Annotated in this window: 28 protein-coding genes; 4 read left to right on the top strand and 24 right to left on the bottom strand. The window is 64.1% G+C overall.

All coding sequences use genetic code 11. The features are described from left to right. From ACLD7X_RS07120 to ACLD7X_RS07130, 3 genes are all read right to left on the bottom strand, one after another. On the bottom strand, positions 1-288 hold a 288-nt coding region (locus ACLD7X_RS07120), incomplete at its 3' end, for a 3'-5' exonuclease family protein (protein ID WP_411422838.1). Positions 289-550: 262 nt separating this feature from the next. Next, positions 551-958 (bottom strand): type II toxin-antitoxin system VapC family toxin, encoded by a 408-nt coding sequence (locus ACLD7X_RS07125; RefSeq protein ID WP_411422840.1) that lies wholly within the window; start codon positions 956-958, stop codon positions 551-553. A gap of 10 nt (positions 959-968) precedes the next feature. Further along, a complete protein-coding gene (locus ACLD7X_RS07130; protein WP_255104595.1) occupies positions 969-1196 on the bottom strand; it encodes a type II toxin-antitoxin system Phd/YefM family antitoxin in 228 nt (75 codons plus the stop codon). A gap of 116 nt (positions 1197-1312) precedes the next feature. Between ACLD7X_RS07130 and ACLD7X_RS07135 the strand changes: the two genes are divergently transcribed. Together ACLD7X_RS07135 and ACLD7X_RS07140 are read left to right on the top strand one after the other, a co-directional pair. Further along, positions 1313-1495 (top strand): hypothetical protein, encoded by a 183-nt coding sequence (locus ACLD7X_RS07135; protein ID WP_411422841.1) that lies wholly within the window; start codon positions 1313-1315, stop codon positions 1493-1495. Between the two features lie 59 nt (positions 1496-1554). Further along, positions 1555-1764, top strand: coding sequence for a hypothetical protein (locus ACLD7X_RS07140; protein ID WP_425625119.1), 210 nt, complete (start codon positions 1555-1557; stop codon positions 1762-1764). A 249-nt stretch (positions 1765-2013) separates the two neighbouring features. Here ACLD7X_RS07140 and ACLD7X_RS07145 read toward each other — a convergent pair whose 3' ends face one another. The 13 genes from ACLD7X_RS07145 to ACLD7X_RS07205 all read right to left on the bottom strand — a co-directional run bounded on the left by ACLD7X_RS07145 (position 2014) and on the right by ACLD7X_RS07205 (position 17741). Further along, positions 2014-3027, bottom strand: coding sequence for a hypothetical protein (locus tag ACLD7X_RS07145; RefSeq protein WP_411422843.1), 1014 nt, complete (start codon positions 3025-3027; stop codon positions 2014-2016). Positions 3028-3137: 110 nt separating this feature from the next. Continuing rightward, positions 3138-3704, bottom strand: coding sequence for a DUF262 domain-containing protein (locus ACLD7X_RS07150; protein ID WP_411422844.1), 567 nt, complete (start codon positions 3702-3704; stop codon positions 3138-3140). Then, positions 3701-8587, bottom strand: a complete 4887-nt coding sequence (locus ACLD7X_RS07155; RefSeq protein WP_411422845.1) for an Eco57I restriction-modification methylase domain-containing protein — start codon at positions 8585-8587, stop codon at positions 3701-3703. The genes ACLD7X_RS07150 and ACLD7X_RS07155 overlap by 4 nt, the downstream gene beginning before the upstream one ends. A 3-nt stretch (positions 8588-8590) precedes the next feature. Then, positions 8591-11512, bottom strand: a complete 2922-nt coding sequence (locus tag ACLD7X_RS07160) for a DEAD/DEAH box helicase (protein WP_411422846.1) — start codon at positions 11510-11512, stop codon at positions 8591-8593. Beyond that, positions 11509-12444: a PDDEXK family nuclease gene (locus ACLD7X_RS07165; RefSeq protein WP_411422847.1), complete on the bottom strand. Its 936-nt coding sequence runs from the start codon at positions 12442-12444 to the stop codon at positions 11509-11511. Before ACLD7X_RS07165 ends, ACLD7X_RS07160 begins: the two co-directional genes overlap by 4 nt. A gap of 46 nt (positions 12445-12490) precedes the next feature. Next, positions 12491-13231, bottom strand: coding sequence for a hypothetical protein (locus tag ACLD7X_RS07170; protein WP_411422848.1), 741 nt, complete (start codon positions 13229-13231; stop codon positions 12491-12493). Then, the gene (locus tag ACLD7X_RS07175) at positions 13228-13893 is read right to left on the bottom strand and encodes a hypothetical protein (protein WP_411422849.1); all 666 of its coding nucleotides are present in this window, start codon (positions 13891-13893) and stop codon (positions 13228-13230) included. The genes ACLD7X_RS07170 and ACLD7X_RS07175 overlap by 4 nt, the downstream gene beginning before the upstream one ends. A 331-nt stretch (positions 13894-14224) precedes the next feature. After that, entirely contained in the window at positions 14225-14824 is a 600-nt protein-coding gene (locus tag ACLD7X_RS07180; RefSeq protein WP_411422850.1) for a hypothetical protein, read from the bottom strand. A 385-nt stretch (positions 14825-15209) separates the two neighbouring features. Next, the gene (locus ACLD7X_RS07185; protein ID WP_412007169.1) at positions 15210-15875 is read right to left on the bottom strand and encodes a hypothetical protein; all 666 of its coding nucleotides are present in this window, start codon (positions 15873-15875) and stop codon (positions 15210-15212) included. 121 nt (positions 15876-15996) lie between these two features. Then, positions 15997-16401 (bottom strand): PIN domain-containing protein, encoded by a 405-nt coding sequence (locus ACLD7X_RS07190; protein WP_411422852.1) that lies wholly within the window; start codon positions 16399-16401, stop codon positions 15997-15999. Further along, complete coding sequence (locus tag ACLD7X_RS07195) at positions 16398-16595, bottom strand: hypothetical protein (protein ID WP_412007170.1); 198 nt, start codon at positions 16593-16595, stop codon at positions 16398-16400. The genes ACLD7X_RS07190 and ACLD7X_RS07195 overlap by 4 nt, the downstream gene beginning before the upstream one ends. Before the next feature lie 686 nt (positions 16596-17281). Beyond that, the gene (locus ACLD7X_RS07200; protein ID WP_411422854.1) at positions 17282-17533 is read right to left on the bottom strand and encodes a DUF1651 domain-containing protein; all 252 of its coding nucleotides are present in this window, start codon (positions 17531-17533) and stop codon (positions 17282-17284) included. A 7-nt stretch (positions 17534-17540) separates the two neighbouring features. Further along, on the bottom strand, positions 17541-17741 hold the full coding sequence (locus ACLD7X_RS07205; protein WP_412007171.1) for a hypothetical protein: 201 nt from the start codon (positions 17739-17741) through the stop codon (positions 17541-17543). Between the two features lie 179 nt (positions 17742-17920). Here ACLD7X_RS07205 and ACLD7X_RS07210 point away from each other — a divergent pair, with 179 nt between their 5' ends. Then, entirely contained in the window at positions 17921-18199 is a 279-nt protein-coding gene (locus ACLD7X_RS07210) for a hypothetical protein (RefSeq protein ID WP_412007172.1), read from the top strand. Between the two features lie 163 nt (positions 18200-18362). On the opposite strand, the gene ACLD7X_RS07215 is transcribed toward ACLD7X_RS07210, so the two are convergent. From ACLD7X_RS07215 to ACLD7X_RS07230, 4 genes are all read right to left on the bottom strand, one after another. Continuing rightward, positions 18363-18791: a type II toxin-antitoxin system VapC family toxin gene (locus ACLD7X_RS07215; RefSeq protein WP_411422857.1), complete on the bottom strand. Its 429-nt coding sequence runs from the start codon at positions 18789-18791 to the stop codon at positions 18363-18365. Next, on the bottom strand, positions 18788-19078 hold the full coding sequence (locus ACLD7X_RS07220; protein WP_259739100.1) for a hypothetical protein: 291 nt from the start codon (positions 19076-19078) through the stop codon (positions 18788-18790). The genes ACLD7X_RS07215 and ACLD7X_RS07220 overlap by 4 nt, the downstream gene beginning before the upstream one ends. A 517-nt stretch (positions 19079-19595) precedes the next feature. Further along, positions 19596-20135 carry an SLOG cluster 4 domain-containing protein gene (locus ACLD7X_RS07225; protein ID WP_411422858.1) on the bottom strand — a complete coding sequence of 180 codons (540 nt, stop codon included), beginning with the start codon at positions 20133-20135 and terminating at the stop codon, positions 19596-19598. Next, positions 20132-20416, bottom strand: coding sequence for a hypothetical protein (locus tag ACLD7X_RS07230; RefSeq protein WP_412007173.1), 285 nt, complete (start codon positions 20414-20416; stop codon positions 20132-20134). The genes ACLD7X_RS07225 and ACLD7X_RS07230 overlap by 4 nt, the downstream gene beginning before the upstream one ends. A 674-nt stretch (positions 20417-21090) precedes the next feature. Between ACLD7X_RS07230 and ACLD7X_RS07235 the strand changes: the two genes are divergently transcribed. Next, complete coding sequence (locus ACLD7X_RS07235) at positions 21091-21453, top strand: hypothetical protein (RefSeq protein ID WP_411422860.1); 363 nt, start codon at positions 21091-21093, stop codon at positions 21451-21453. A 27-nt stretch (positions 21454-21480) separates the two neighbouring features. On the opposite strand, the gene ACLD7X_RS07240 is transcribed toward ACLD7X_RS07235, so the two are convergent. The 4 genes from ACLD7X_RS07240 to ACLD7X_RS07255 all read right to left on the bottom strand — a co-directional run bounded on the left by ACLD7X_RS07240 (position 21481) and on the right by ACLD7X_RS07255 (position 23812). Continuing rightward, positions 21481-22290, bottom strand: coding sequence for an RAD52 family DNA repair protein (locus ACLD7X_RS07240; RefSeq protein ID WP_411422861.1), 810 nt, complete (start codon positions 22288-22290; stop codon positions 21481-21483). Between the two features lie 35 nt (positions 22291-22325). Next, positions 22326-22538 (bottom strand): hypothetical protein, encoded by a 213-nt coding sequence (locus ACLD7X_RS07245; protein WP_411422862.1) that lies wholly within the window; start codon positions 22536-22538, stop codon positions 22326-22328. Between the two features lie 86 nt (positions 22539-22624). After that, a complete protein-coding gene (locus ACLD7X_RS07250) occupies positions 22625-23266 on the bottom strand; it encodes a siphovirus Gp157 family protein (RefSeq protein ID WP_411422863.1) in 642 nt (213 codons plus the stop codon). Between the two features lie 48 nt (positions 23267-23314). Continuing rightward, positions 23315-23812, bottom strand: coding sequence for an SLOG family protein (locus tag ACLD7X_RS07255; protein WP_425625122.1), 498 nt, complete (start codon positions 23810-23812; stop codon positions 23315-23317). Positions 23813-23865: the final 53 nt, after the last annotated feature.

Below are 23865 nucleotides of genomic sequence, written 5' to 3' on the forward strand. Positions count from 1 at the left end.
GTCGAGCACCGGTGGTGTGAGCCCGCAGACCTCGAAACTGGCGCTAAGCACGGCGCTGTCGTGGCTGGCGTTGTGGGCCACCAACCGGCGGCCTCGCAAAGACGACCGAAGCTCCCTGAGCAGATCCGGCAACGGCCGGGTCAGATCGCTGCTGTGGTAGCTATCGCCGTGGCCGGAGGTCTGCGCCTCCAGCAGCAGTTCGCCATGGCCGTCAACCACGGCCACCTCCCGCAGGATGGGAGCGCCTTCGGTGTCGATAACGAGGATGTCAGAACTCTTGTTTGGCATGCAGACGAGTGGTGAAGACTCCCCGGCAACAGCAACCTGGGAAATGGGCGGCTTGCGGAAAGCTGCTGCGCCGAGGATCCTCAGATATCAGCAGCCCCCCTTGCTCCAACTCGTTTCCTACAACAAAGGGGAGCATCAGGCCGCCACCTCGGCGGCGTTCATGGCGTGGCCACCAGATCCGGCCGCTCGTCTGTGCGGCCGACGGCCACACAGCTCCACCTTGATCCGGTTCAGGTGCCCCAGCAGGGCGAAGGTCTGAGGATCAGCCCACGGCCTCAACATGGACTCCGTAGGGCACCAGGGTGCGATCGGAGCTGAGCAAGCGAAGGCCTTCCACCTGGGCCTGCACCACCAGCAGGCGGTCGAACGGGTCGCGGTGGATCCAGGGGAGGTGCTGCACGGCCAGCGCGTGTTCGGCGCGCACAGGCAGCTCGCGGAATCCCTGACCAAGCAAACCCAGGCGCAAGGCGGAAGCCTCCACCTGGAAATCGGCTCGCCCGAGCGACGACTTGATGGCCACCTCCCACAGGCTCACCACGCTGAGCACCACCGGCTGGGCCGGATCTGCCAAAAGGCTGGCCACAGCAGCAGGCAGCCGCTTCGGTTCGATGGCCCACCAGAGCAGCAGCTGGGTGTCGAAGAGCAGGGGCTGGGGTTCGGTCGGGGTCAAGTCTGCCGGATCAGCCAAACAGTGCGTCGATCTCGCTGGCGAAGTCGGCCTTGAGATCGGCACTGGCCACGGCAGCACCCTGGAGGAACCCGCCGCGGCGAACCTCTGAGGGGTCTTGCACTGGCACCAGCCGCACCAGCGGCCGGCCGGCCTTGGCGATCACCACCTCCTCCCCCTCAAGGGCCTGGGCCACGTAGCGAGAGAGGTGGGTCTTGGCGTCGTGGAGGTTCACTTGCATGGCCAGGACCCGCAATGGGATCAGCTTAGTCCATGTGCGGCTAAGTCAAGTCAATCAGGAAAGCAGCCAAGTGAGCTGGAAAGGAAGAAGATGATCGCGGAACTTACCCCGCCGCCGTGGCCAACGCGAACCCAACTGCAGATGGTGGCGGCTACGACCCGGAAGCGATCAAGGCTGGGATCCTGGCGGAAGTTTCCGACCTGAAAGAGACGGCCAAGTCGTTCGGTTTCCAGGCCATCCAGGACGGCACCTGGTTCGCCAAGTTCATGAAAAGCTGCTTGAGCAGCTACTCGCTCTAGCCAAGCGCTTCCGTAGAGAGGATGGCAAGCTCGATCAGGCATTGTTCGCCGTTGACGATGTGGCCACTCGGGCCGGGGCCAAGGTGGGGGAGGCCGTTGGTTGGGCCGGCAAACTGTTCAACAAGGAGAAGCCAGCGGAAGCAGCGGATCCCCAGGCAGTGGAGCTCGAAGCTTCGGTGGAGGACAAGACCAATGCGATGATCCTGGACGGGATGGAGCGGTTGACCCAGCGGTTTGCGGCTGGGGAGCTGAGCCAGGAGGAGTACTAAGGGCAGTTCGCGGTGCTGGTAGAGCAGCTGAAGCACTGAAGTACGAATCGATCACAAAGCTCTCGCTCAAGAGCCATCCGGAGCTCACCGAGCGTTGGGTGCTGGACCGCATTGCTGAGCCCTGGTGGAACGGCAGAGCTATCGACACATAGGGCCCCTTGAGCTGTCCTTAGCTATCGGCGAGAAAGCGATCCATCTGGCCAGCAAAGCACGACGTGGTGTGGCGAAACGCGGTACTGATGGCATCATTTAGATGGCGAGCTCAGCAACAACGCCAGTTGTGGCTTTGGAGATAGCGCTGGCAATCAGCTCTTGCCGCTGAGCCAGAAAAGAGTCGAAGTCGTCCGTCCACAAACCTGATTCAGGCTCGCAGGGGATCAGGTGACTACTGAGCACGGCCTGCATGGGGAAGCCGGGTTCGTCACGCAGTTCGGCCATGTAGGCGGAGGGGGCGCTGCAGCTGATGCGCTGGTTGGTGGCGCTGTCGATCAGGCAGCGGTTGAGCACGCAGTCGCGCTGGCGGCTGTCGTAGCCGCGGTCTTCCAGGAACTTGGCGGGGAAGATGTGGTGGTCATCGATGCCGCTGGTGGTGAGCAGCTGATCGTTGAGCACGGCGCGGCTGTGGAAGTCGAGCGGTCGATCACCGCTGGCAAGGGCCAGGCAGATCGTGGCCCGGTAGAGGGAGCGCTGGCGGGGGGTGACATCGCGCAGCAGCTCGGGGTTGAAGCGGAACTGGCGCACGTTCTCGGGTGCGGGTGCCGCTGGATCGCTGAGCCAGGGGATGAGTTCGCCGACATCCCGACCGCTTTGGGTGTTGGGCGACTTTTCGTAGGCCTGACTGAAGGCCGAGCACCAGAACCAGCGTTTGATCTGTTCGCGCTGGGCTCCCATGGCCACACCCTTGCTGGCACCGGCGCGGGCGAGAGCAGCAGCCATCGGCGAGAGCATGGTGTTGAAGGGAAGCCACTTGGGCTGCAGCACCCAGCAGTCGTCGTGGAGGATCGTGAGCGAGAGGGCCAGGCCATCAATCACGGGCTGCCACCAGGTGGTGACCTGCTCGGCGGTGAGGTTGAGCACATCGCCGCGTTTGCAGCTGGGGGTTTTGCCGCTGGCCAGGGCGATGGCCATCAGCACGTAGTAGGGATCGACATCAAACAGCGCGATCAGCGGATGATCGCTGCGGGCCTGCTCCCAGAGTTCGCGGAGTTTGAGGTCGTGACTCCAGAAGCGGGCGGTGAGCAGCTCAAACACGCTGAGCTTCACGCCGCGGTGCGGTTCAGCGTTTCAAAGATGGTGCAGAGCGCAGCGGGTTCGGTGTCTGCCGAGAGGGTGACAACAGGGAAGACGTATTGATCAATGCGGTTGATCCACTGCTATTCTAATTCATGGAGTTGATCTTCCAGTTGATCGCGCTCTGCCCCCTGGCGCGTGCGGGCCACCTGGGAGGCCCACTTGGAGAAGCCTGTGCTGCCCTTGTGGAGCACCGAGAGCGGAAGTAGCAATTGCTCTGCCTGCCGCTCGAAGGCCGCTCGCCGTGTCACGGCACTTTTGCTGTGGCGCAGGTAGTCGATGGCGTCCTCGAAGTCGGCACCATCAATCAGCATGCGGATATCGAGGTAGTAGCGGTGGTCGCCGACCCCGTAAAAGGCTTGGTAGAGGGAGGTGAGTCGCTGCTGACCATCGAGCACCAGAAAGGTGTGTTCGTTGATGGGAGCAGGAGCACCCTCAAATTCACGACTGGAAAAGGCCCGCTGGCGGTCGCGTACGCGCAGAATGCTGCCGGCGGGGTAGTTGTTGGCGATCGAAACGATCAAGGCCTGGGTGGCACTGGGCTCCCAGACGAAATCGCGCTGGAAGTCGGGCAACACCATGTCGCCGGTGTGGATGCGATCCAGCAGATCGAGCAGGGGCTTGGAGTTGGTGTCTTCGTAGATGGTCATGCTGGCTCGCCCTCCTTTTCAAAGAAGGCCCAGGCGGTTTTGTAGTCCTCCACCCGATCACAGCGATCAAAGGGGGCTTCGTACGTGATCGTGCGCTCGATCGGCCCGCCAGGCAGCGTGTCATCAACGATCGTGCGGCTGACCGTGCCAGATGTCATGTCCTGGATGTCCTCCCATCCGGTGGTCTTGTTGGCGCCACGTCCTGTCCCCTTGCGCGGGAAGCCAACGCCGGTGAGCCCCTTGCTGGCGGTAAACACGATGCGCCCGGTGCGGTCGTACCAGGTGTCGCGTTCGTATTGCTGCATCACCGGGAACTGGACGCGGTAGATAGTGATCAGTTCATCGAGCGTGAGGCCGAGGGCCTGGGCCACCAGCACATCGATCTCCACCAGGGCCTGGCGGCGGGAATAGTCGGTACGTAGGGCGCAATCGCGCTGCCAGGCGGGGGTTAGTTTGCTGAAGAAGCTGTTGGGGAGGCGGGGATCGTCTTTGGCCCAGCGTTGCTGTTGGAAGGAGTCGCCCCAGCACTCGCTCCAGAGATCGGCGTAGTGAGTGGTGAGGCAATTCAGCGCAATTATTCGCGCAACCGCAGATGGGGGCAAATGAGTAAAAGGAAGCTGATCGGCTGTGTCATCCCGAAAATTCGCTTTGCCAGTCGTCTTAACAAAAAAGTCGAGCACAATCGACGAGAAAAGAGAAGCAACCGATGCTGCCGTTTTAGAGTTCCTGAATGCGTGAGAATAGCAACCGTTAATATGGGATAGATCTGGTGGATAGATCGCCGAGATCAGAGTTCTTTCTCCAGATTGACTCAGCATCTTGCGGCTTACGACTCGGTAGAAGTCTGTCGCAGGAGGCTTTGCACTCCACGACACCTTCGGGATTCGCGCGGAATATTGTGCTTTGTCAATTGCAGGCCTGTAGTTTGTCCTAGGGGAATAGTCGTCAGGGGCATGGAGAGCGTCAATGCGGTCGTAATGTCCCTTTTCTGTGCAGACTCTGCGTGGGGTCTTGTATAACGGGTTCGCCACATAAAAGTGCGGTCCTGACAGGATTAATTCGTCGATGCTGGGAGGAAAGCTGGTGTCGCGTCGAATTATCCCGTCGACCTTCACCGAATTCGTCTCGTCCCACATCTGCGTAGCAAATACCTCATTCCTGATGTCTAGAATTCTATTCGGGGCCGACGAGAGCTTTTCGAGCACACTATAGAGTTGTTGAGAATGAAGAGCCGGCAACCGAGCTTGCAAGGAGGGCGTTCCGGGTTCGTCATAAAGCTGGGCGAAAAGAGCGAGGCTTTGCTCGCCGACAGGGATCAGGCGCTGGCGATGTCCACTCATATCCCATTTATTGTCTTCGGTTTTAATGCCGCCGATCGCTCCATTGCCGTCGTGGACAAAGCAGGCATCGACGCTTTTCACGTGAAAGAGATTAGCTAAATGAATAAAGCTAGCCTGTCGGCATGGTCCGTAAATGTTGAGACTGTATTTCACCCGGTGACCAATCGGGAAAAGCATCAGCTGATTCTGAAACTGGAAGTGATTGCGAAGACGCCCGTAGAGCACTTCGCGCAATGCTCCGCCCTTCGGGTCGTCATACACGCCCTCAGGATGCAGAAATCCCTGCACCCCCTGACCTGAAGCCACCCGCCACGCTTGAGGCAAGAAGCACTTAAACAGATTCGTCTGACTCCCCTTCAGCAGTGGATAGATCGCCACCGCGTTCAGAAATGCCTGGCTGCCGTTCTGCCCCTCAAACTCCTCCAAATAGGCCGCCCGCAGCTCTGGATGCTGGTCAAACGCATCCACCCGGCGCTTCGCCAGCTCACTCGCGCTCACCTTGCGGATCAGCACCATCGGGTCGGCGTCGCCGATCACGCCCTTTTCCTCCCACTCCACCTTCAGCCATGGCGGATTGCCCACGATCAGATCGAACCCGCCACCTTTCAGCAGATCGGCGAACTCCAGATCCCAGTGCAGCGGCCGGATGCGGTGAGCTACCGCTTCTACCTGGCGCAGCCGCGCAAACTCAGCCTTGAGCCTCTCGACATCCACGAAGCCGTGGCGATCGGAAAAGTCCACCGCCAGTTGCTTGGGTTGGGTGTCGGCAAACAGGCTCCCCTGGCCGAGTTCGGGAGCCACCCCCTGCTCAAGATCGCCCAGGATCATGCTCAGCTCGAGCAGCCAGGTATCACGGCTGGGTAATGAGCCGGCCTGGCGGATCGGCCAGAACCACAGGGCACACCAGTAATCCATCGCCCACTTCAGGCGCAATCGGGCATTGGTGTTGGCCACATCCCTGCCCAGCACTTCCTGCTCCTGGATGCGGTCTTTGAGCTTCAGCGGCGTCCAATCGCCTTCCGTGATTCCCGTGGGGTCTTCCCACACCGGAAGTGGATCAGTGGTGCGCTGGCGCAGTTGCGTTTGCTGCTCGGCCCAGTCTTTCCAGAGCGCGTCCACCAGTTGGCTCAGCCGGAGCAGGTGGGCGATCTGGGCTTCCGTGAAGGGTTCCCCCACAAACGCCTTGTTCCAGCGCGTGCAGCGCTGGATCGCCTCAGGCTCCAGCTCCTTGATCACCTTGTCGCTGTAGGCCGCCATGCCCGGATCCGGCAGCAGGAAGTGGAAGATGGCGTCTTTCGGCAGCTCCGTATCCCAGGCCAGCTCTTCTGGGGCGTGTTCGTGCCAGAGCTTGCGGGGTTTGGCGCTCCGGGCTGTGCTGGTGGGCAGCTGACTCAGCCTGTAGATCTGGCGCCGGGCGCCGATCAGGGAGTTGCCGCACACCAGCTGCTGGCTGAACCAGGGCACAAACGCCCGGCCCTTCTCTGGCGTGAAGATGCTGTTGAGCCAGAGGCTCACCTCGGCCAGCTCCACCGCCACCGGGTTGAGGTCAACGCCGAACACGTTCTGATCGGCCAGGCGCATCTTCACCTTCTGCAGCTCGGTGGCGAACTGCTCGTGGGGGATGCTCTTGCCGGTTTCCTGTTGGCGTCGCTCCAGGTAGGCCTGGGCCAGCTGGTTCACCACCTCGTTCAGGAACGCTGCCGAGCCCATGGCGGGCTCGCACACCTTCAGCTGCAGGATGTCGGCCGCCGTTTTGCCCGGCAGCAGCTCCTTGAGGGCGTACTTCACCAGGCACTGGGTGAGCGATTCGGGCGTGTAGTAGCTGGCGCTCTTCTCCCGGTCGCGCCCGGCCAGGCGGTAGATGAAGCTGCCCTTGGGGTAGCACCTCGGTTTGCCGGTGCTCGGATCGGGCACGATCTCTTCGGCCTTGTAGGCCTTGAGCTGCTCGGCTGTCACGAAGTGGCCAACCTCCAGCTCGTCGTGCGCCTGGCCGCTGGCCTTGGTGGTGTCGTCGTCCCCCTCGTCGTCATCACCGAACTCGCCTTCGTCCTCGCTGGCGGCGGCTTTGCCCTTTTTCGGGGCGGGCTGAACCTCGTAGAGGTCTTCTTCCGCGAAGAACCCCCGGAAGCTGAGCAGGGCCTCATACACCGCACCTAGCTGGTTGATGCCCAGCTGCGAGTAGCTCACCCGGCCGCGCCGCTTGCCCTTGCCCTCCCTGGTAAGCGACATCAGCTCGATCACCTCCCGCAGCACCACGTTGCGGAAGCGCACCCGGCTCAAGGTGGGCACGCGCACTGGGTCGAACAGATGGGCCTTCAGCGGCGTCAGCCGGAAGCTGTCGTGGAAGGGATCGTCGGCATCCGCCAGCGGCAGTTGGGCCGTTTCGTCGTCGCGTTTGGGGTAGCCCTCCCAGATCATCTGGAACAGCCGATTCAGCGAATCGCTGATGTAGGTGCTCTCCTTGTCTTCCTCACTGCCCAGCTCGGCAGAGTCCATGTCCCGCAGGCTCTCGAGGCTGTAGCCGAGGCGATACACGTCGCTGCCCATCGGCGCATAGCCCAGATCGGGCCGGCTCTCGATGTAGAAGAGGAACAGCAGCCGGTACATGTACCGCAGGCATTCGAGCGTGAGCTGGTCGGCCTCGGTCTTGCCCTTGAACACGCCCTCATTGCGGCTGCGACGCCAGTGGATCGCCTCGTTGCCGAGCAGCTCGATCGATCTGCGCAGGGCGTACTTCAGATCGCCGCTCACCTCATAGGCGTGCTTGTGGCTGTTCTCATCCAGTTCATCGAGCAGTGGTGTGCCGCCCCCGCTTGGGCAGGTGTGCTCCCGGTGCAGCAGCGTGGCCGCGGCCAGCAGAGCATCGGGGTTGTTGTCTCCCAACAACGTGCCCAGCTCGAAGCGCAACAGCCGTGAGGCCGCCCACTTCTGCCGATCGATCAGCAGCAGCTGGTCGCGGCTCACCGCCAGCACCCAGCGGGGCGGGATTTCCTGGCCGAATACCCGCTCGCTGATCAGCTCCTCCCAGGTTTCGCCCTCTAGAACCTTGCCCAGAGAGGGATCGGCGATCTGGCATGCCCATGTGGCCGCGATCGTGAGCTCCAGTGGATCGGAGGGCTCATCACTGGGGTTGAAGCACTCCACCACCCACAGCCAGGGTTCGCCCTTGGCGTTGCTCACTTCCGCCAGCAACGGCACCTGGTAAGCCTCGCCGCCGACCAACACCGGCTCGGCTTTGGGGGCCCAGGGATAGCCGAGGACCTCCAGCAGCGGCTGGAAGAACAGCTCCCGCTGCAGCCGCAGCCGCTCGGCGGGGTCACGCGTGATCCCCTCTTCCGCTTCCCGCAGCTTCTGCCAGGGCTTACGCAAGGCCTTGAAGCGCTGCTCGGGGGTGCTGATCTCCGCCGTGGGGTCAGCCTCCCGCTCGGCTTTGGCCTCCTCCGCCCAGCGCTCTCGCACCTTCTTGATGTCGCCCGTGAGCACGCTCTCCAGATAGTGAGCCGAATAGAACTCGTTGGCGTTGCAGATGCCGGGTAGCGCCATGGCTCAGGCCTCCCGGTGCAGCACGGCCACCAGCTTCAGGTAAGGCGCCGGCTCGATCGTCATCACTTCCTCCACGAAGCGCTCGTGATCCTTGAAGCGCTCCTCGATGGCCTTCTGATCAGCGGTGCGCTTCTTGTCCTTGATCTGCCGGGGGCGCTGGTCGGCGGCGTAGGCCAGCTCCAGCTGCTCGATCTGCCGGCCCCGCAAGCGCCGCAGGCGCTCCCGTTGACTCTCCAGCTCCGGCTGCATGCGCTCTTTCCAGCGCTCGCGGCACTCCAGCAGGTACTGGTGAGCCGCATCCACGGCCACCTTGCGTTGCTGCTTGAGGGAGTCGGCGATGGGTGCTCCTGGGTTGGCGTAGCTGTGGCGACCCAGCTGCAGACGCTCGGCCACCGCTGCAAATGGCTCCACCGCCGCCACCCGTAGGCCGCTGCCTGTAAAGCGCACCGCCACCCACTCCTGCACCACCGGCACACCGCGCTGGTTGGGGATCGTGCCCTGCAGCACCATCACCACCTCCCCCGGATCGAGCTCTTCGCTTAGTTGCAGCACCGGCGCCTGGTGGCGGGCAAAGGCGATCAGGCCGCGGTCGCCCAGCCAGTCGACCAGTGGGTGCAGATCCCAGAGGTATTCCAGTTCCGGCCGGGCGCTGTCCTGCCGGCGTGCCTGCTCCAGGGCGCGCTGCAGCGCCTCCGGATCGGTGCTGAGCGCCAGGCGCTGGCCGCGGGGAGGCTGCAGCTCGCGGGGGTAGCGGTCGTAGCGGCGCTGCAGATCCTTCGGGGGGCTGAGCTCAAGGCGCTCTTCTGCCGGGTAGGGCTTGAGGTCGAGCTTCTCGCCCCGACGCTCCATCTGCTCGCTCACCGCCTCCAGCGAGCGCTCCACATAGCTCCAGAGGTTTGGAAACAGGCTGAAGGCCTGACTCCGCTGGACCCCAGGGGCCGGCTCATCGGCCATGACATCACCAGCGGAGGTGTCCCCCCCCTCACTGCCGCCAAACAGCTCATCGAACAGGCCATCACCGGCGGAAGCCTCCAGATAGGGAGCCGCATTGGCCTCCATCCGCGCCTCCAGCCCGGAGGCGTCGCCGGCTTCCACCGCCTTCTCGATCTCGGTTTCTTCCGCTGCCGGATCGAACACCCGCAGGAACACCGAGGGATCGCCGATGTTCTGCTGGGCCTGCGCGTCTTTCCTGATCAGCACCCGCAGGATTTTCTCGGTGTCGCCCATGCCCTCGCTGCGGGAGGCCGTGAGCAGGTAGCGGATCTGGGGTTGCTGCGGCTGGCCATAGCGATCGATGCGGCCATTGCGCTGCTGCAGCGTCATCAGCGACCAGGGAATGTCGAAGTGCACGAGCCGATGACTCAGGTAGTGCAGGTTCAGGCCTTCCGAGGCCACTTCGGTAGCCACCAGGATGCGCAACGCCTCCTTCTCCTGGGCGAACTGCTCCACCACCTTCGTCTGCTCCACGTCGGGCATGGCGCCATCCAGCGGCACCACGGCGCCTTTCGGCAGGTTCAGATCCAGGGCCAGGTGTTCCACCAGGAAGCGCTGGCTTTCGCGTCGACCGGTGAAGATCACGAGCCGGTCCTTCGGGTCCTTGCCCGTCCAGTTCCAGTCAGAACGGATCAGCTGTAGCAGGCGCTGGTACTTGGAGAAGTCTTCGGCGCCGATTGCTTCCAACAGGGGTTCCAGGCGCTCCAGGGCGGCGATGTCGGCCGGGGCTGGTGTTGCTCCAGCCCGCAGCCTTTTGAGGCGGTTGCGCACGGTTTCCAGCGCCGCCATCGGGCTGGAGAGCATGCTCTTGGCCAGGGTGGTGCGGAAGAGCTGGCCCGCCTTGGCTTTGGCATCGGTGTCGGGGAGCTTGAGATCAGCCAGCAGGGCAAACACCCGCTCTTCTCTCTCACTGGCCTGGCACTCCACATCCCTGCTCTCCCGCTCCTTGACGGTCTTGCGCAGGTCGGCGATCACATCCTTGCGGAAGCGCCGTACGTAGAGATCCTTGATGTCCTCCTTGGTGTAGTGGCTCGGGTTGGCGATCGCCGTCGCATCGAGCATGTTCATCAAGCTGGCGAAGCTTTCAGCCTTGCCGTCGTGGGGGGTGGCCGAGAGCAGGATCAGCGTGTCGGATCGGGTGGCCAGGCGGTTAGCGAGGCGTGCCCGCTGGCTCTTCTGGGCACCCTTCGCCCGTTCGGCCACGTTCTGGCACTCATCGATCACGATGATGTCCCAGCTTGCATTTTCCAGATAGCAGCGATACTCCCGATCGTTCTTGAGGGTGTCGATCGAAACGATGGTTTTGTCGTAGTAGTGAAAGACGTTCTGGCTGCTGGAAACCTTGGCGCGCACCTTCTGAATGGCCTCGGAATCCAACCGCACCAGCGGGATCGAGAAGCGGGTCCAGAACTCCTTCTGGAACTGCACCAGCATGCTCTTGGTGGTGACCACCAGGATCCGCTTGCCCCGCCCCCGGCGGATCAACTCGCTGCAGAGGATGCCGCACTCCAGGGTCTTGCCCAGGCCCACCGCATCGGCGATCAGCAGCCGCTGGCGCGGCATCGCCAGAGCTTTGGCGGCCGGCTGCAGCTGAAAGTCCATCACGTCCATCGCCGCCAGATGGCCCACCACCAGGGAGCCATCCGTGGGCACCGTGCGGCGCAGATGGGCCTCGAGGAACAGGAGGCTGTCGCGGTACTGGGGCGAGGGATCCGCCACCAGCTCAGTGGCTTCCGGCTGCAGCACCTTGAAGCTGCCGGCCGCCTGCTCCACCTCCACGATGAAGCGGGCCTCCTTCTCCCCCAGGAAGGCCGACACCCCCACCACATCCACCACCTGCTGGCCATCGGAGCTGCGGCCCAAGCTGCGCACCAGCCATTCGGCGCTGCGGCATTCGATCCGGGCCCCTGGGGCGAGAACGGCGGCGCTCATCGCTGTCTCCTTTCGGTATCGACCACGGTGGCTTCCAGCGCCTCGAGATAGGCCTGCAGGTGCTCGACAAGCCAGGCCGCCAGCTTGGGCCAGGTGGAGGGGTCACGGGCATCGGCCTCCAGGGATTGCGAAAGTCCGTAGCCCTCGCCGTCGCTGATCGGTACGGCCAAGCGCTGCTCGAGCTCCTGCTGATGCTCCAACAGCAAGTCCCTGGACTCCTCCAGGGATTGCCCACGCCTGCCGCGCACGAAGATGCCGCAGCAGTCCACCGAGATGTAGGTCACCACCACCAGGCTGCTGTTCTTGAGCGGATGCCAACGGGAGCTGGCCGCATTCGCGGAACCCCACTGGGCCTGTTCGGGGTGGAGCTCCAGCAGCTTGCTCCAGAAGGCCAGGCGGAACTGGCCGAGGCTTGAGAGCTCCCCCGTCTTGGAGGCCACCTGCTGCTGGAGCTGCCGGTCCCAGCCGTTGGGCTTGGCCACCACTTCGAACAGGGGAGCAACCGGTGAATCACCGATCCGCACCGCCTTGACCTGCACCGCGAAGAACGCGAACGGATCGATGGTGTGATCGTTCAGCCAATGGATGGCTGAGAGGTGGGGATCGCGGAAGTCGCTGGCGATCCAGACAATGACCTGGGCCTCCAGGCCCGCCAGGTAGGTGAGGATCTGGCCCAGGTGGTTGTGGTCAGTCTGCTCTAGCTGGTTCTCGATCAGCACCAATGAGCCGTCCAGGGGGTTGCGGGCCAGCAGGTCCGCGGAGAAGGAGCCCACGCTCACCTCCTGGCCCTCCAGCTCCAGCGGGATCCCCAGGGCGGCCGATAGGCGGCTCAAGTTCTCCGCCAGCCAGGGGGTGAAGCTCAGGGCCTCATGGGCCCATGCCTGCCTGAGATCCACGGCCTCCAGCAGACCCAGGCTTGGGATCTGCGTCATTGCGATCCAGCTGGCAGACGCATGAAAGGAGGCTAGGTGTGATTTCTCACCACGTACGCCAGCTGGGCAAATCCGCAAGCATCCGCAGCTCTGCTTCGTGTCCCAAGAGCCCCTGGTAAGACCTCCGCCGGATGTTGACCGGGCGGAGGCTTGGGTGCGTAAGAACCACCAAGTTGGTACCGAACGCAGCCAGCCCATCGAATGTGACACCACGCCGAACTGGCCCCCCTATCGAACTGGCGATGGATTGAAAGGTGGTGCAATCAAGCAGGTCGCGCAGCTCTGGTGATAGCCGTGCCAAGTGGGGCAACGTCTCCTTACCGAGAACCAACACCACGCGTGGCCGCTGAGCGTCCAACTGCTTCAGGAAGAAGCCGGCGCACCAGTCGACGTAATCGATGTCGCGGCGGCCAGGGCAGGGTCCGGTAGCGCGGTCGCGATGGCGGAGCCCCATGTAGAAGTTGGTGCAAAAGGCCCAGCTGGGGTCGATGCCGGCTTGGTCGAAAAGCGCCAGCAGCACGCGCCAGGTTGGCATGTTCACAGGCTCAGCGCCGCGTTGCAGGCAGTCCGCATAGAAGTCCGCAGTGTGAAAGTCCTGGCCTAGGACCATGATTCCGCCGAAGGGGAAAGGCGGCAGCGGCGACCCGGCTTGCGCCCCAACCAGCCCGAAGCCACCAGGGAAAAATGCCAGGCCAGGGATTGGCTCCGGCACTGGCAGCATCCCGACTGGATAGTCGTGGCGGCGGTGCTGCGTGGCCCAGAGCTGCTCAGAAGGATGCCCGTTCATGCCACCACCCCTGCAATCGCGCCCAGGTAGCGCTCCAACACGGGAGTGACATGCGGATCGTTCAAGGGATCAATCCATTGGCTTGGAGGCGGCACGGACACCACGCTCAGTCTCTTCCTCTCGTAGCGGTCGATGCGAAAGGAGCAGTGTGCTCCCTTGATGCCTTGGACGTCCTCGCCGCCGCTCATATCGGGGCTGCCCAGCAACTCCCTCATTCCTTCGCGGGGGATGGCGCCGACGCAGAGGATCAAGCGCGGCTTCAGCTGAGGGAGTAGCTCGCGCCATAGTTCTCGGCACCACTTCTGTAGATCGCTCCAGCGGTGCTGACGAAGCTCCTTCTCGCCACTGGCGCGGAACGGCGCCCAGTTGGCATAGGTCACACCGTTGAGGCTCAGCCTCGCGATGCGCAAGTACTCGGGTATGGGACCTTGAACCTTTGAGTGCGCTCCCCAGTCTTCGACCAGAAAGGCACTGCCGCGTTCCTGGCTGTAGCGGCCATGAAAACGCCAGTTGCCACCAGCAGCAGGGTGAATCCCCAGGACCAAGGGGCGACGTTCTTCGGCCCATGCGCGTGGGTGGTACCAGAGGCGCCAGCTTTTGTCGAAGCCATAGTTACGGCATGCCTCTTCGATGCGTTGTTCGATTTCGGTGTGGTTCATCATTCAGAGTGAGTTGGTCACGTAGTTCTTGTGCTGGCGGCACGATGAAGGTTTCTGATTTGGTTTTGAAGCCCCCTTCCACTACCGGTGTTCTCCTTGCGCATCAGGCAAGCGACTACTCCCGCTTTTCGATGCCTCCAGAGCCAGCCGTGCCGGGCTCGGCGCCAAGGGTGGAAGCCCAACTCCAAGGCGATGCGAATGATGCGAGGGTCAGTTTTCATGTCTAAGAACCTAATACTTTTGAATACACCCTGGGGTGCTGTCTCTGACTGGCTGAGATGCGGAATCTCAAGCAGCTGAAATAGATCAGTTCGTGCACAGCCCCTACGCAGAGCTAGGCCAGTATCCATTTAGGAACGTCGTACTTATCAAGCTTCTTCTCAATAGCTTCATCAACGAAGGGCCACATCTCTGGGTGATTCTCACTAAGCCATTCGAAGCACGCGTCAAAATCAGGTGCCTGTCCGTCCTCGCAAAACTGAGCCAAACGCTCAGGGGAAACGATGGGCTTGTCCTCAGAGAGCGACTTAAAGATCATTTTCTGAAAATCGCAAAGAATGTCGGCCGCGACTTCGCCATATTGATCGCCAGCCGCTTCTTTAACCTCCTTGGGAAGATCTTTCCTTTCCATTCGCTTGCTATAGGCATATAACTTAAACAGCCGATAGTCATGATCCTGGACTGCTGCCTGCAGGAAGTTGTCCACCAAGACTTCGGCCGCATAAGCCAAATGGGCCCTTTCCTCTTTCCAGAAGTTCCTTGTTGCTTCTTGAAGTGATTTTGCAAAGATCATATCCTCGCTGGACTGGGTGAAGCGAAAGAATTCAATTTCCAAGGCTTTCTGCATGACTGCTGACAGTGAGATTTTGGAGAGCATCGGCTCAATTCGCGCTGCGAACTCATCTGGGAGAGAGATCGTGAATCGCTTGGCCACGGATGAGGCTTCGGTACGACGTTCATAACCATACACCCTGCGTTCATAAGCCGTATGAAAGCCCTGGGGGCTTCACAAACTGTTATGCATGCCGTATGAAAGCCGCTGGGCCCGTTGGCTTGGGGCAGTGAGTGCCGGTAGGCCCCTCATTCGTGCATCAGTCCCAGTGCCCTACAGAGCACCTGTCAACTCGATAGGTAGCGGGGTTAGGCGCGGACAACCTCCCCGCAAAACGGGATCTGGCCAACCTTCCCGGCCGTGGCCCAGAGCTCAGCCACATTGCGGCCGTATGTGTCGGTGGCCTTGGCGGTGCGCATTTGCCCCATAGCCGGCCACGCCAGCAAGGCCCCAAGACTCACCAGACAGGGGAGGACGGCCCTGCGCATCAAGGGCGGATGGACTCCGCAGGAGCGGTGCGCTGCAGCAGCAGTTCCAGCTTGCGATCCTGGCGCTCCAGCACGGCAAGGAAGCCGGCAACGGTGATTCCCAGCACGATCAGCCAGGCCAGTGAAGTCCAGCCCACAAGCTGCCAGGGGTTGGGGCCAACTGCGGCCCTTGGAGGCATTCCCGGTGGTGCCGGTGCCGGCCGCCACGAGCTGCTGGGGACCCCGTGCTGCTGGGGCTCCAGATCCAGCATGAGGCGCAGCAGGACTTCCGGGGTGGCCGGCACGAGTGCGGAACTGGCCTCGGCGTCACTGAACCGGCCAGCAAGGAGCTCACGGCAGCGCTGCAGTCCGCCGCCGGCCCAGAACAGGCCCCAGGCGCGCTTGTCCATCTGCAGGGCCACCCAGCGGTGGGGGCGAGCGTCGTTGCGGATCAGCTGAGCGGCCTTGGCCAGCGTCCAGCTGCGGCCTGCGGCCACTGAGGTCTGCGCCTCCAGCAGCAGGCGGCCCTGCGGATCGCGGCTGTAACCCGTGGCCACCTGCAGGGAGAACACATCGATGATCTGCACCCGGCTGCTGTGCCGCCGAGGCTCCTGACCTGGCGCCCAGAACACCAAGGCCTCGCCCTCTGTGCTGATGCAGGCGTCGGTCTGGTTGTTGGGGGGCATCGTGCTCACAGGCGGGGCGGCCGCAGCTGAGAACTGGGGGGTCTGCAGCCATTCAAGGCCAGGCTTTGGCTGGCCGTTCCGGATGTTTTCTTCTACGCCCTACGGGGTGGAAGGCATGGGATCAGCCGGGGCGATTCAAGCGCTGCAGTCGCAGGGCGCTCACTGAGGCGATGGCTTCGAAGTCGGCGCCGAAGCTCACCAGAATGGCGTCGTGATGCATCGCCACGGCAGCCACCAGGAGATCAAGGCTGAGCACGGTGCGGCCAGCCTGGCGGCAGGCCTGGCCCAGGGCGATCGCGCGCTGCCATAGATCCTGTGGTGTGGGCAGGCAGGGCAGGGTGGCGAACTGGGCCTCCAGCAGGCGAGCCTCCTCCGGCCGGGCAGAGCGGAGCACCTCAAAGAGCACCGGTTCGGCCAGATGGGCTGCGGGATCCAGCACGTAGGGGGCGATGAACTGCTTGAGCGGGGCCGGGCTGCGGGCGCGGGTGAAGTCGATCCAGAGGCTGGTGTCGAGCAGCAGCGTCACGAGGCGGTCTCCTGATCACGCTGGCGCTCACGCTCCTGGTCGGCCTCGAAGTTCTCCAGCTCCACGCCCCACTCACCGCTGAGGAAGCGCTGGGCGATCTGGGCACGCCGCCGCCGCTGCAACGCCTCCTCCATCAGGCGGCGGATCGCGGGCCCCTTCTTGCGCTCGCCCGTGAGATCCAGGATTTCAGCCATCTCTGTTTCAGAAAGCTCAACGGTGACTTTCATGGTTTTCACCTCAGAGAATCTGACTCTAAGAACAGCAGGGCGTGTCTGGTCGATCCTGCCGAGGTGCTCCAGCTCCACCACTGCAGCGCCGCCTCCTCCCGCTCAGGCATAAAGCCCTATTGCCCTCGCCGCCTGGTCGTCCGATCGTGACGACATCAACAACCGGGAGGCTCCAGAGCATGGACGACACCCCACCTGAGCAGCCGCCAGGAGTGCGCTGACGATCCGGCCCCTGCTCCAACACTCTCAACGGATCACTGGCTTCCCTGGCGTGTGACACCTTTTCGTGAAGCGTCGCCGTCCATCGCACCGCCCTAGGTGCCCCGGACCCAACGGGAAGCCCCACTGGAACCCTGGCCCCAGGTGCCAGCGTCAGCAGCTCCGCCCAACAAACCATGATCAAAGCCCGGTGGCCTCGTCGCCGGGCTTTGTTGTGTCTTCGCGTGCTGGAGATGGCCCCAATAGAAAGGGCGCCCCGAGTCGAGCGCCCTACTGCTTCGCAGAAGCCAAGGGCTAGGGCCGGTTGCCGGGTTGTGGATCTACACCGTCCGGGTCGAAGCCTCTGATTCACAAATAGATCCGCTGGCCCGCCTTGTCAGTACGGCAAGCCGATCACGGCTCCAAGGCAGCAAGCTCGACCAGGAAGGCCTTGCTCACCACTGGGGGCCGCAGGCTGCCCAGCCGGCCTTGCGTTTCTCACCCCAGAGCCTGATGGCCTCCTCTCGGCTGTACTCCCGGCGGTGCTTGAGCAGCGGGATGAGCTCTCCGGGTAACAGCTCACCACTCACGACCTCGAGCCTCTGACTCCAGCGGTCGTAGCGGACCGGCCGGAAGTGCAGCACCTGGCGGCCGTCGCTGAGCCAGCCCTCCTGGGGCGAAAGCGGAGGTCGTTTGCTGGTGGCCATGCCCTGCTCATCCCACCTCCGGCGCCCAGCCCCGTTGGCGCGTCATGTCATCGGTCCAACCCTGGCAGCGGTGAGTGAGGTGCTCTCCCTGAGCCAGCAGGCCCTGGTGCAGTTGGCAGGTGAGCACCGGGATGCAGTTCACCCCAGCGTGGTGCCTGAACCAGTGGCAGGTCATGCAGACCTTGCGGCTGCGGGTGGTGACCAGCACCTGTTCATCGAGACAGGGCCACTCCTCGACAGTCGCTTCTTCCCCGGTGGGGTCCGTGTCTCGACGGGAACCGCGAAAGCGAGCAGGGGGAGCAGACACGAGACCAACAGGCGAGAAGTACGCCCGTACTAGCAGGAGTGCTTTCGAGTTGGCCAGCGCGGGCGCGACGTCCTGCGCCCGTGGCGGCTGGAGGGCGGCTCGACACCACGGCCAGGATGCCCCTGGCGGGGCGCGGCGCGGGTGTCCGTCGCGCGCCCTCCATGACCGCCATCGCCTGCATCGGCGTCGAGTTCCTCGAGCCGGCCGATCACCCCGGCGCCCTGGCCCGCATCTGGTTCCTCGATGCCACCGGCCAGGCGGTGCGCCCCTGCCGCCTGGTGCCCGCACCGATCGCCAAGCTGCGCGGCCGGCAGCTGCAGCACTTCTTTGGCGGCGAGTGCTCGCTCTGGTTTCGCTGAGGCCCACGGGGCTCGACGCCAGGGCTTTGAGCCTCGTGCTGGCGGGGTTCTTGGCCCAGCACGCACGACACTCAGCCGCCTACATGGCGCGATCGCCACTGCCCCTGTTCGGTTGCAGCCGTTGACGAACGCGGCTGGCGGAAGCAAGGAGGAACAACCCTTTTCACGTCTCCAGCAGGTTTTCGAGCCCATCACCGCCGGGCAGTCGATAGACGCCGAAATCGCGTCGATCCAGCGTCGCAATGCGACGCAGCCCATGCTCATGGGCCAACCAGAGCAGCGAGGCATCGGCCAGATCCATCGGCAGATCGCCGTACTGCCGCATCCAGCTGGCCATCAACTCCAGGGCGGATCCACTCAGCTCCGCCACGCTCAGGCCACCAAGTGAGACCCACCCGAGAAAGCGCGGTGCCACATCCGCCGGAATCAGATGACAGACCTCGGTGAGAACCGGCCAGGTGGACACGAAAGCACCGCTGTGCTCCAGGAAAAAAGCAGCACAGGCCTCGTGGTCCTGGTCACTGCGATCGAACCAGGCGACAAGAGGGCCGGTATCGAGGAGGGTGGCACCACGAAAGCCGGGGCTGTTCACCCTTTCGGCTCGCTCAGTCGTTGCTGCACGTGTTGCCGGCCCAGCTTCTGGCGGAGTTGGGCCGAATGGTCCCGTCCCCGGCTGGTGCTGGCGCTGCCTGGGGGGCCGCTGGAGAAGCTGCCGATCAGACCAAGGCGCTCAGCCAGGGCCGCAGGGCTGGTGGATTGCCGCTGCAGCAGCTCAAGACCGGCCTTCACGACCTCGGTCTGGCTGAGACCAAGGGTCTGGCACAGGCACTCAAGCCTGGCTTCGCTGCCGTCATCCAGGCGTACGGAGATCGTCCGCATCGCTGTGCCTCACTGTAATACGTTGATAATACAAGGGATTGGCTGGATTCGCCGGACAGCCTCTCGATCCAGAACCAGGCGTCACCCAGCACCGCTGGGGGTTGGTTCCCAGCTGGCTGAAGGACACCCGCGGCAAGAGCCGGCTGGGAAGCGGCGATTCCGCTCGACTGGTTGTGGTCTCCCCGAGTGGTCAACGCTGCTGTGACCAGGGGTCTGCATGGCTTCAGGCGTGGATCCGAAGCGTTGTGAGGCATCGGCTCGTCGGCCTGGAACTCAAACCCTCCCAGCGCCATTTCCAGCACCAGCCAGCCGCCGACCCTGATGAGACAGGCCTGGCTGCGGCGCCGGTTGTGATCAGCGCTGCGGCGTGACGCTGGTGGCGTGTCAGCCATGAAGAAGGGCGCCCCGTGTCGGGCGCCCTTGGGCCGGTTGCAGGGTCTCGGCTCGCGCTGCCCTGGTCGTGGCCTCTGATTCATTGATAGAGCCGTTTGGCGATGGTGTCAGTACGGCAACCCGATCACGAGGGTGGGGCCTTGGCTCGGCTCAGAACAGTCCCCAGCCGTGCCTCGATCAACCGGCAGCACTCCTGCACGTCGCTCGCGCTCTCCACCCCCTCGCCGAGCGAGCAGAAGAAGTCCCACCACAGAGCCGGCACCGCCAGCAAGATCAGTGGCCTGCCGCCGTTGAGCGCATGGGCGGCTTCCGAGGCTGTGCCGGGGCCACCGCCCCCGCAGACCACCACCACATCGGCGCTGAGCACGTTGATCACGTTGCGGGCCTTGCCCATGCCGGTGAACAGGGCCAGATCCAGGTCCGCCGTGTTTTGCCTGTCGTCAGCCTTCCCTTCATCGGGCAACACCCCCACCACCAGGTGCCCCTCCACCCGAGCCGCGCCGCGGCTGGCCGCTGCCATCACTCCAGCCGGGCGGCCACCGGTGAGCAGCACCCACCCCCTGGCGCTGATGCACTGCCCCAGCTCCTCGGCCAAATGCATGGCCTCCGCTGAGGCCCCCTCCCCCGCACCCATCACGCCCACCACCGTTCGCCGGTTGCTCATGCCACCTCCGGACACCAGCCCCGCTGGCGCGTCAGGTCGTCGGTCCAGCCCTGGCAGCGGTGGGTGAGGTGCGCGCCGTGGGCGATCAGGCCCTGGTGCAGCTGGCAAGTCAGCAGCGGGATGCAGTTCGCCCCGGAGTGGTGGCGGAAGAAGTGGCAGGTCATGCAGACCTTGCGGCTGCGGGTGGTGACCAGCACCTGCTCATCGAGATAGGGCCACTCCTCGATCGGACTCTCGAGCCGGGAGGCCAGTGCTGCTGGAGAGGGACGGGGAGCCGCCATGGACCATTCGATGCGTACGCCTGTACTAGCACGGTTTCCGGCTGTCGCGACCATCGGCCGCTCGATGGCCGCAACCCACTGGCCGAACGAGACGCCTGCCGTGACGAGCGGGCCCCGGGCCCTGGCCGGACCAAAGGCAGCCCGAGCCACTAACACTTCTGCGGCTGTCACATGACCCCTTATTGAGAACAGTGAGAGTCGTTGCGGTGCAATGCCTTTGCTTGATCCCTCTGGAATGAGGCTGCGGCGGTTCTCGGGATGCCCAACCGCGGGACTCCCGGAGCCGGATCACCAGGGGGCGATCCTACGGCTGACCACCAAATCTGGCGGTCGATCAGGCGCAAGGCTCCACCGGTAGTGGCAAGACCCCGTGAAACGGTCAGAAGCCGGTGCTAGACCTTGGAGTCCGCACGGCACGGCCCTTCCACGCAAGAAGGGCCCAGGGACTCTGACCTCCCTGAGCCTCCCCTTGCGGGTTACTCCACTGGTCTTGGAGCACCTTCATGCTGAATCATCCCGGGCAGCCTCCGGAGCCCGATCCGCACGACTCCACAACCTCCCATCCATGGGGTGGGACTGGGTCTGCGCCGCTCAACCGCTCCCACCAGGTGACATCGATGGGGATGTCCCGGCCAGGGACGGCAGTCGATCACGCCTGAGGGGAGAGCGGAACGATGGCGACGGATCAACCGACGCGAGCCCTGCTCCACAAGGTGGTGACGACAGCGAAAGGGCCCTCCGGCACCTTCTACACGGTTGCCTACTTCGAAGACCCCGAAGGCGACAAGCTGCTGGCGTTCGCCAGCTCTGAGCACTTCGGGGACCTGAATCTTCTCCCGCTGATGACAGGCCACGAGCTCGCTTTGGCCTCTGGAAGCGGCTGCCTGGAAGTGTTGCCGCTGCACCTCCAGAGCGAAGAGGTGCAGCAGCACATCGCCGAGCAATGTTCACCCCTGTCTGGCATCCGTCCCATGCCCACCTTCGGTTGCTGGGCTGATGCCGGCGCGGCGCGATTCAACCCCGAGGAGACCTCCTGAGCGGCTGCGCCCCAGCGGATCCCTCCATCAGGCAGCGACCTGCTGGTGCTGCACCAGGTAGGCCTCGATCCAGTCGTGGTGACGCTTCTGCAGGATCCGATCGGCGATGGAGGTGGCCTCCTGGGGCACCTGGAACCGCTTGCGGAATGCCTTGGTGAAGACCTCCAGCACTGGCCGAGGCAGACCGCGCAGGGTGGAGAGGACCTGGCGGATGACGGCGGGGTCGAGGGGCGTCAGGCCGGGGTCGTCGCTGGCTTCCGCTACGGCGGTCGGGGCCACGGGGGACGGGCTGCGCTGGATCGATCGTGTGCCGTTGCTGGCACTGACAGGCAGAAGAGCGCTGCTCTCCCCTGTCGCCTGGGTCACCTCCCGCTGCTGCTTGTCGTAGAGCGCCAGGCCGAAGGGATTCCCGAAGGTCATCAGTGCCCGCTTCATGGCGTCGGTTTCGGCCTCCTTGAGGGCGGACTCATGGGCCTGGCCCAGATCGGCGTCGATGCCGTGGCCAGCACCGCTGCCCTCACGGATCACCGCGGCTGCACTGGTGGTGCCGCCGACGGTGACGCGGACCCGGGCGGTGTAGGTGACCCCCCAGCCGGGCCGGGCCTCCCGGCCTGGGCCCCTGGCACCGATGGGGCGCTCGGCCTGGTTCACGCAGCGGACCTCGATGGTTTCGCGCTGCCAGCCATCGAACCCGAAGATCCGATTGGCTTCCGCGATCACCTGCCAGCCCTCCAGGTAGCTGACCTTGGTGCGGCCCTGCTCGCGCTGGCGCACCTTGGCGCGATCGAGGGGGGCACAGAGGGAGGCGATCTGCTCGGCGGAGAAGGTGCAGGTCATGGCTTCGAAGGGGTGAGTGGGAAAAGGGACCGGGATCAGTGGACGGACGTTTCAGGCGGCAGCGGCTCGATCAACACCCAGCAGGGCGGCTCGCTGCAGTGGATGTGATCCGGCGAGGGCCGCCGGCCCGGCTTGCGGGTGATCGGCACCACCCAGCTGCTCAGCCGTGTGGACCAGATGTGGCCCCTGGGCCGCGGGCTGGTGGGTGTGGTGGTGGAGCCGGCACTGCCGTAGGTGGAGAGATCCATGGGTTCTGACGTGGTGGAGATGTCGACTGGAGGCGTGTCTGGGCCCGCCCCTGCAGCAGGCCCCTGTGAAAGGGGGCACTGCCCCCTCAGTGGATGCGCCAGGAGCGGCGGGAGAGGAGCTGGACGCCAGGGATCTGCTGGCCGGCCTTGAGGGCTTCCTTGATGGCGGCCTTATCGGGCTGGCTGGTGGTTTTCACCGTCAACCACTCGGGTTCGAGGGCCTGCTCGTCGTCGATCACCACGGCCTGGGATCTGCGGCTGCTGAGCTCGTGGTTGGGGAAGGAAAAGCGAGTGGCCGCCGGCTGCAGGCGGGTGAGGACCAGCACCAGCGATTCCTCCAGGGCATCGGCCCGGCCGGCATCGGAGCGGGCAAGCTCCGTGAGCCGTTTGGCCTGCTGCTGGCGGTAAGCGGCCTGGCCGCGCAGGTGCTCGATCACCCAGCAGGTGGCATCGGCCTTGGCCGCCAGGGCCTGCCTGTTGCCTTCCTCGGCCAGCAGGGCGGCCTCCAGCTCAGCGAGGGCTGACTGGCGCTGCTCGGGGTCATCGGACTCCAGCTGCTCGGCCAGTTGGCTGATGGCAGTGGTGAGCTCCTGGGCCTCGATGCCCAGCTGCCAGAGGGAACCGGCGCGCTGCAGGGAGCAGGCCGGGCCAGCGGCCTTTTGGGGAGCCGCTGCTGGGGCAGTGGCGAGAGCGGCGGGAACGGTGGGGATGGGGGTGAGAACAGGCATGACGGTGAGAGGGGGATGGGACAGAGGCGCCAAGTGGCGGGGAAGGCTTCAAAGGCAAGAGGCCGCAGCCGGATCGGCCCAGCGGCCGGCTGATGGGCTGACTTCCACCACGGTGATGGGCACCGGCGCACGGGAAGCCATGCGGCGGGCCTGCTGCACCAGCGAGGCCGTGCCGGCGCCACCGGGGAAGGCCACCACCAGCACGGAGACCAGAGAACCAGCAGTGCTGCAGGCCTCTGCCTGGGTGATCGCCAGCTCGAGCAGCTGCCGGTTGCGGATCGGCCCGGCGGCCCGGCCATGGCGCCGCCATTCGGCAGGAAGGGCATGAGCCGGCCAGCCCAGCTGATGGGCAGCACGGGAGATGGCGGCATCGGCGCCGCGGGCCCCGCCATGGAGCAGCAGATGGACAAGCCGACCACCGCTGCGGGCGAGAAGCTCCGCCGCCACGCGCTGATGGGGCCAGGCCAGATCACGACCGCCACCGGCAGCGATCACAATGGAACGAGACGGGCCCATTGCGGGCCCGGAAGAATGACAGACAGCCATGGAATCAGTTGCCGTAGATGACAACTGATCGGGGCATCATGCCGCTCGTGCAA

Origin of the sequence: Aphanothece microscopica RSMan92 (assembly GCF_046613545.2) — a bacterium.
Taxonomy (GTDB): domain Bacteria; phylum Cyanobacteriota; class Cyanobacteriia; order PCC-6307; family Cyanobiaceae; genus NIES-981.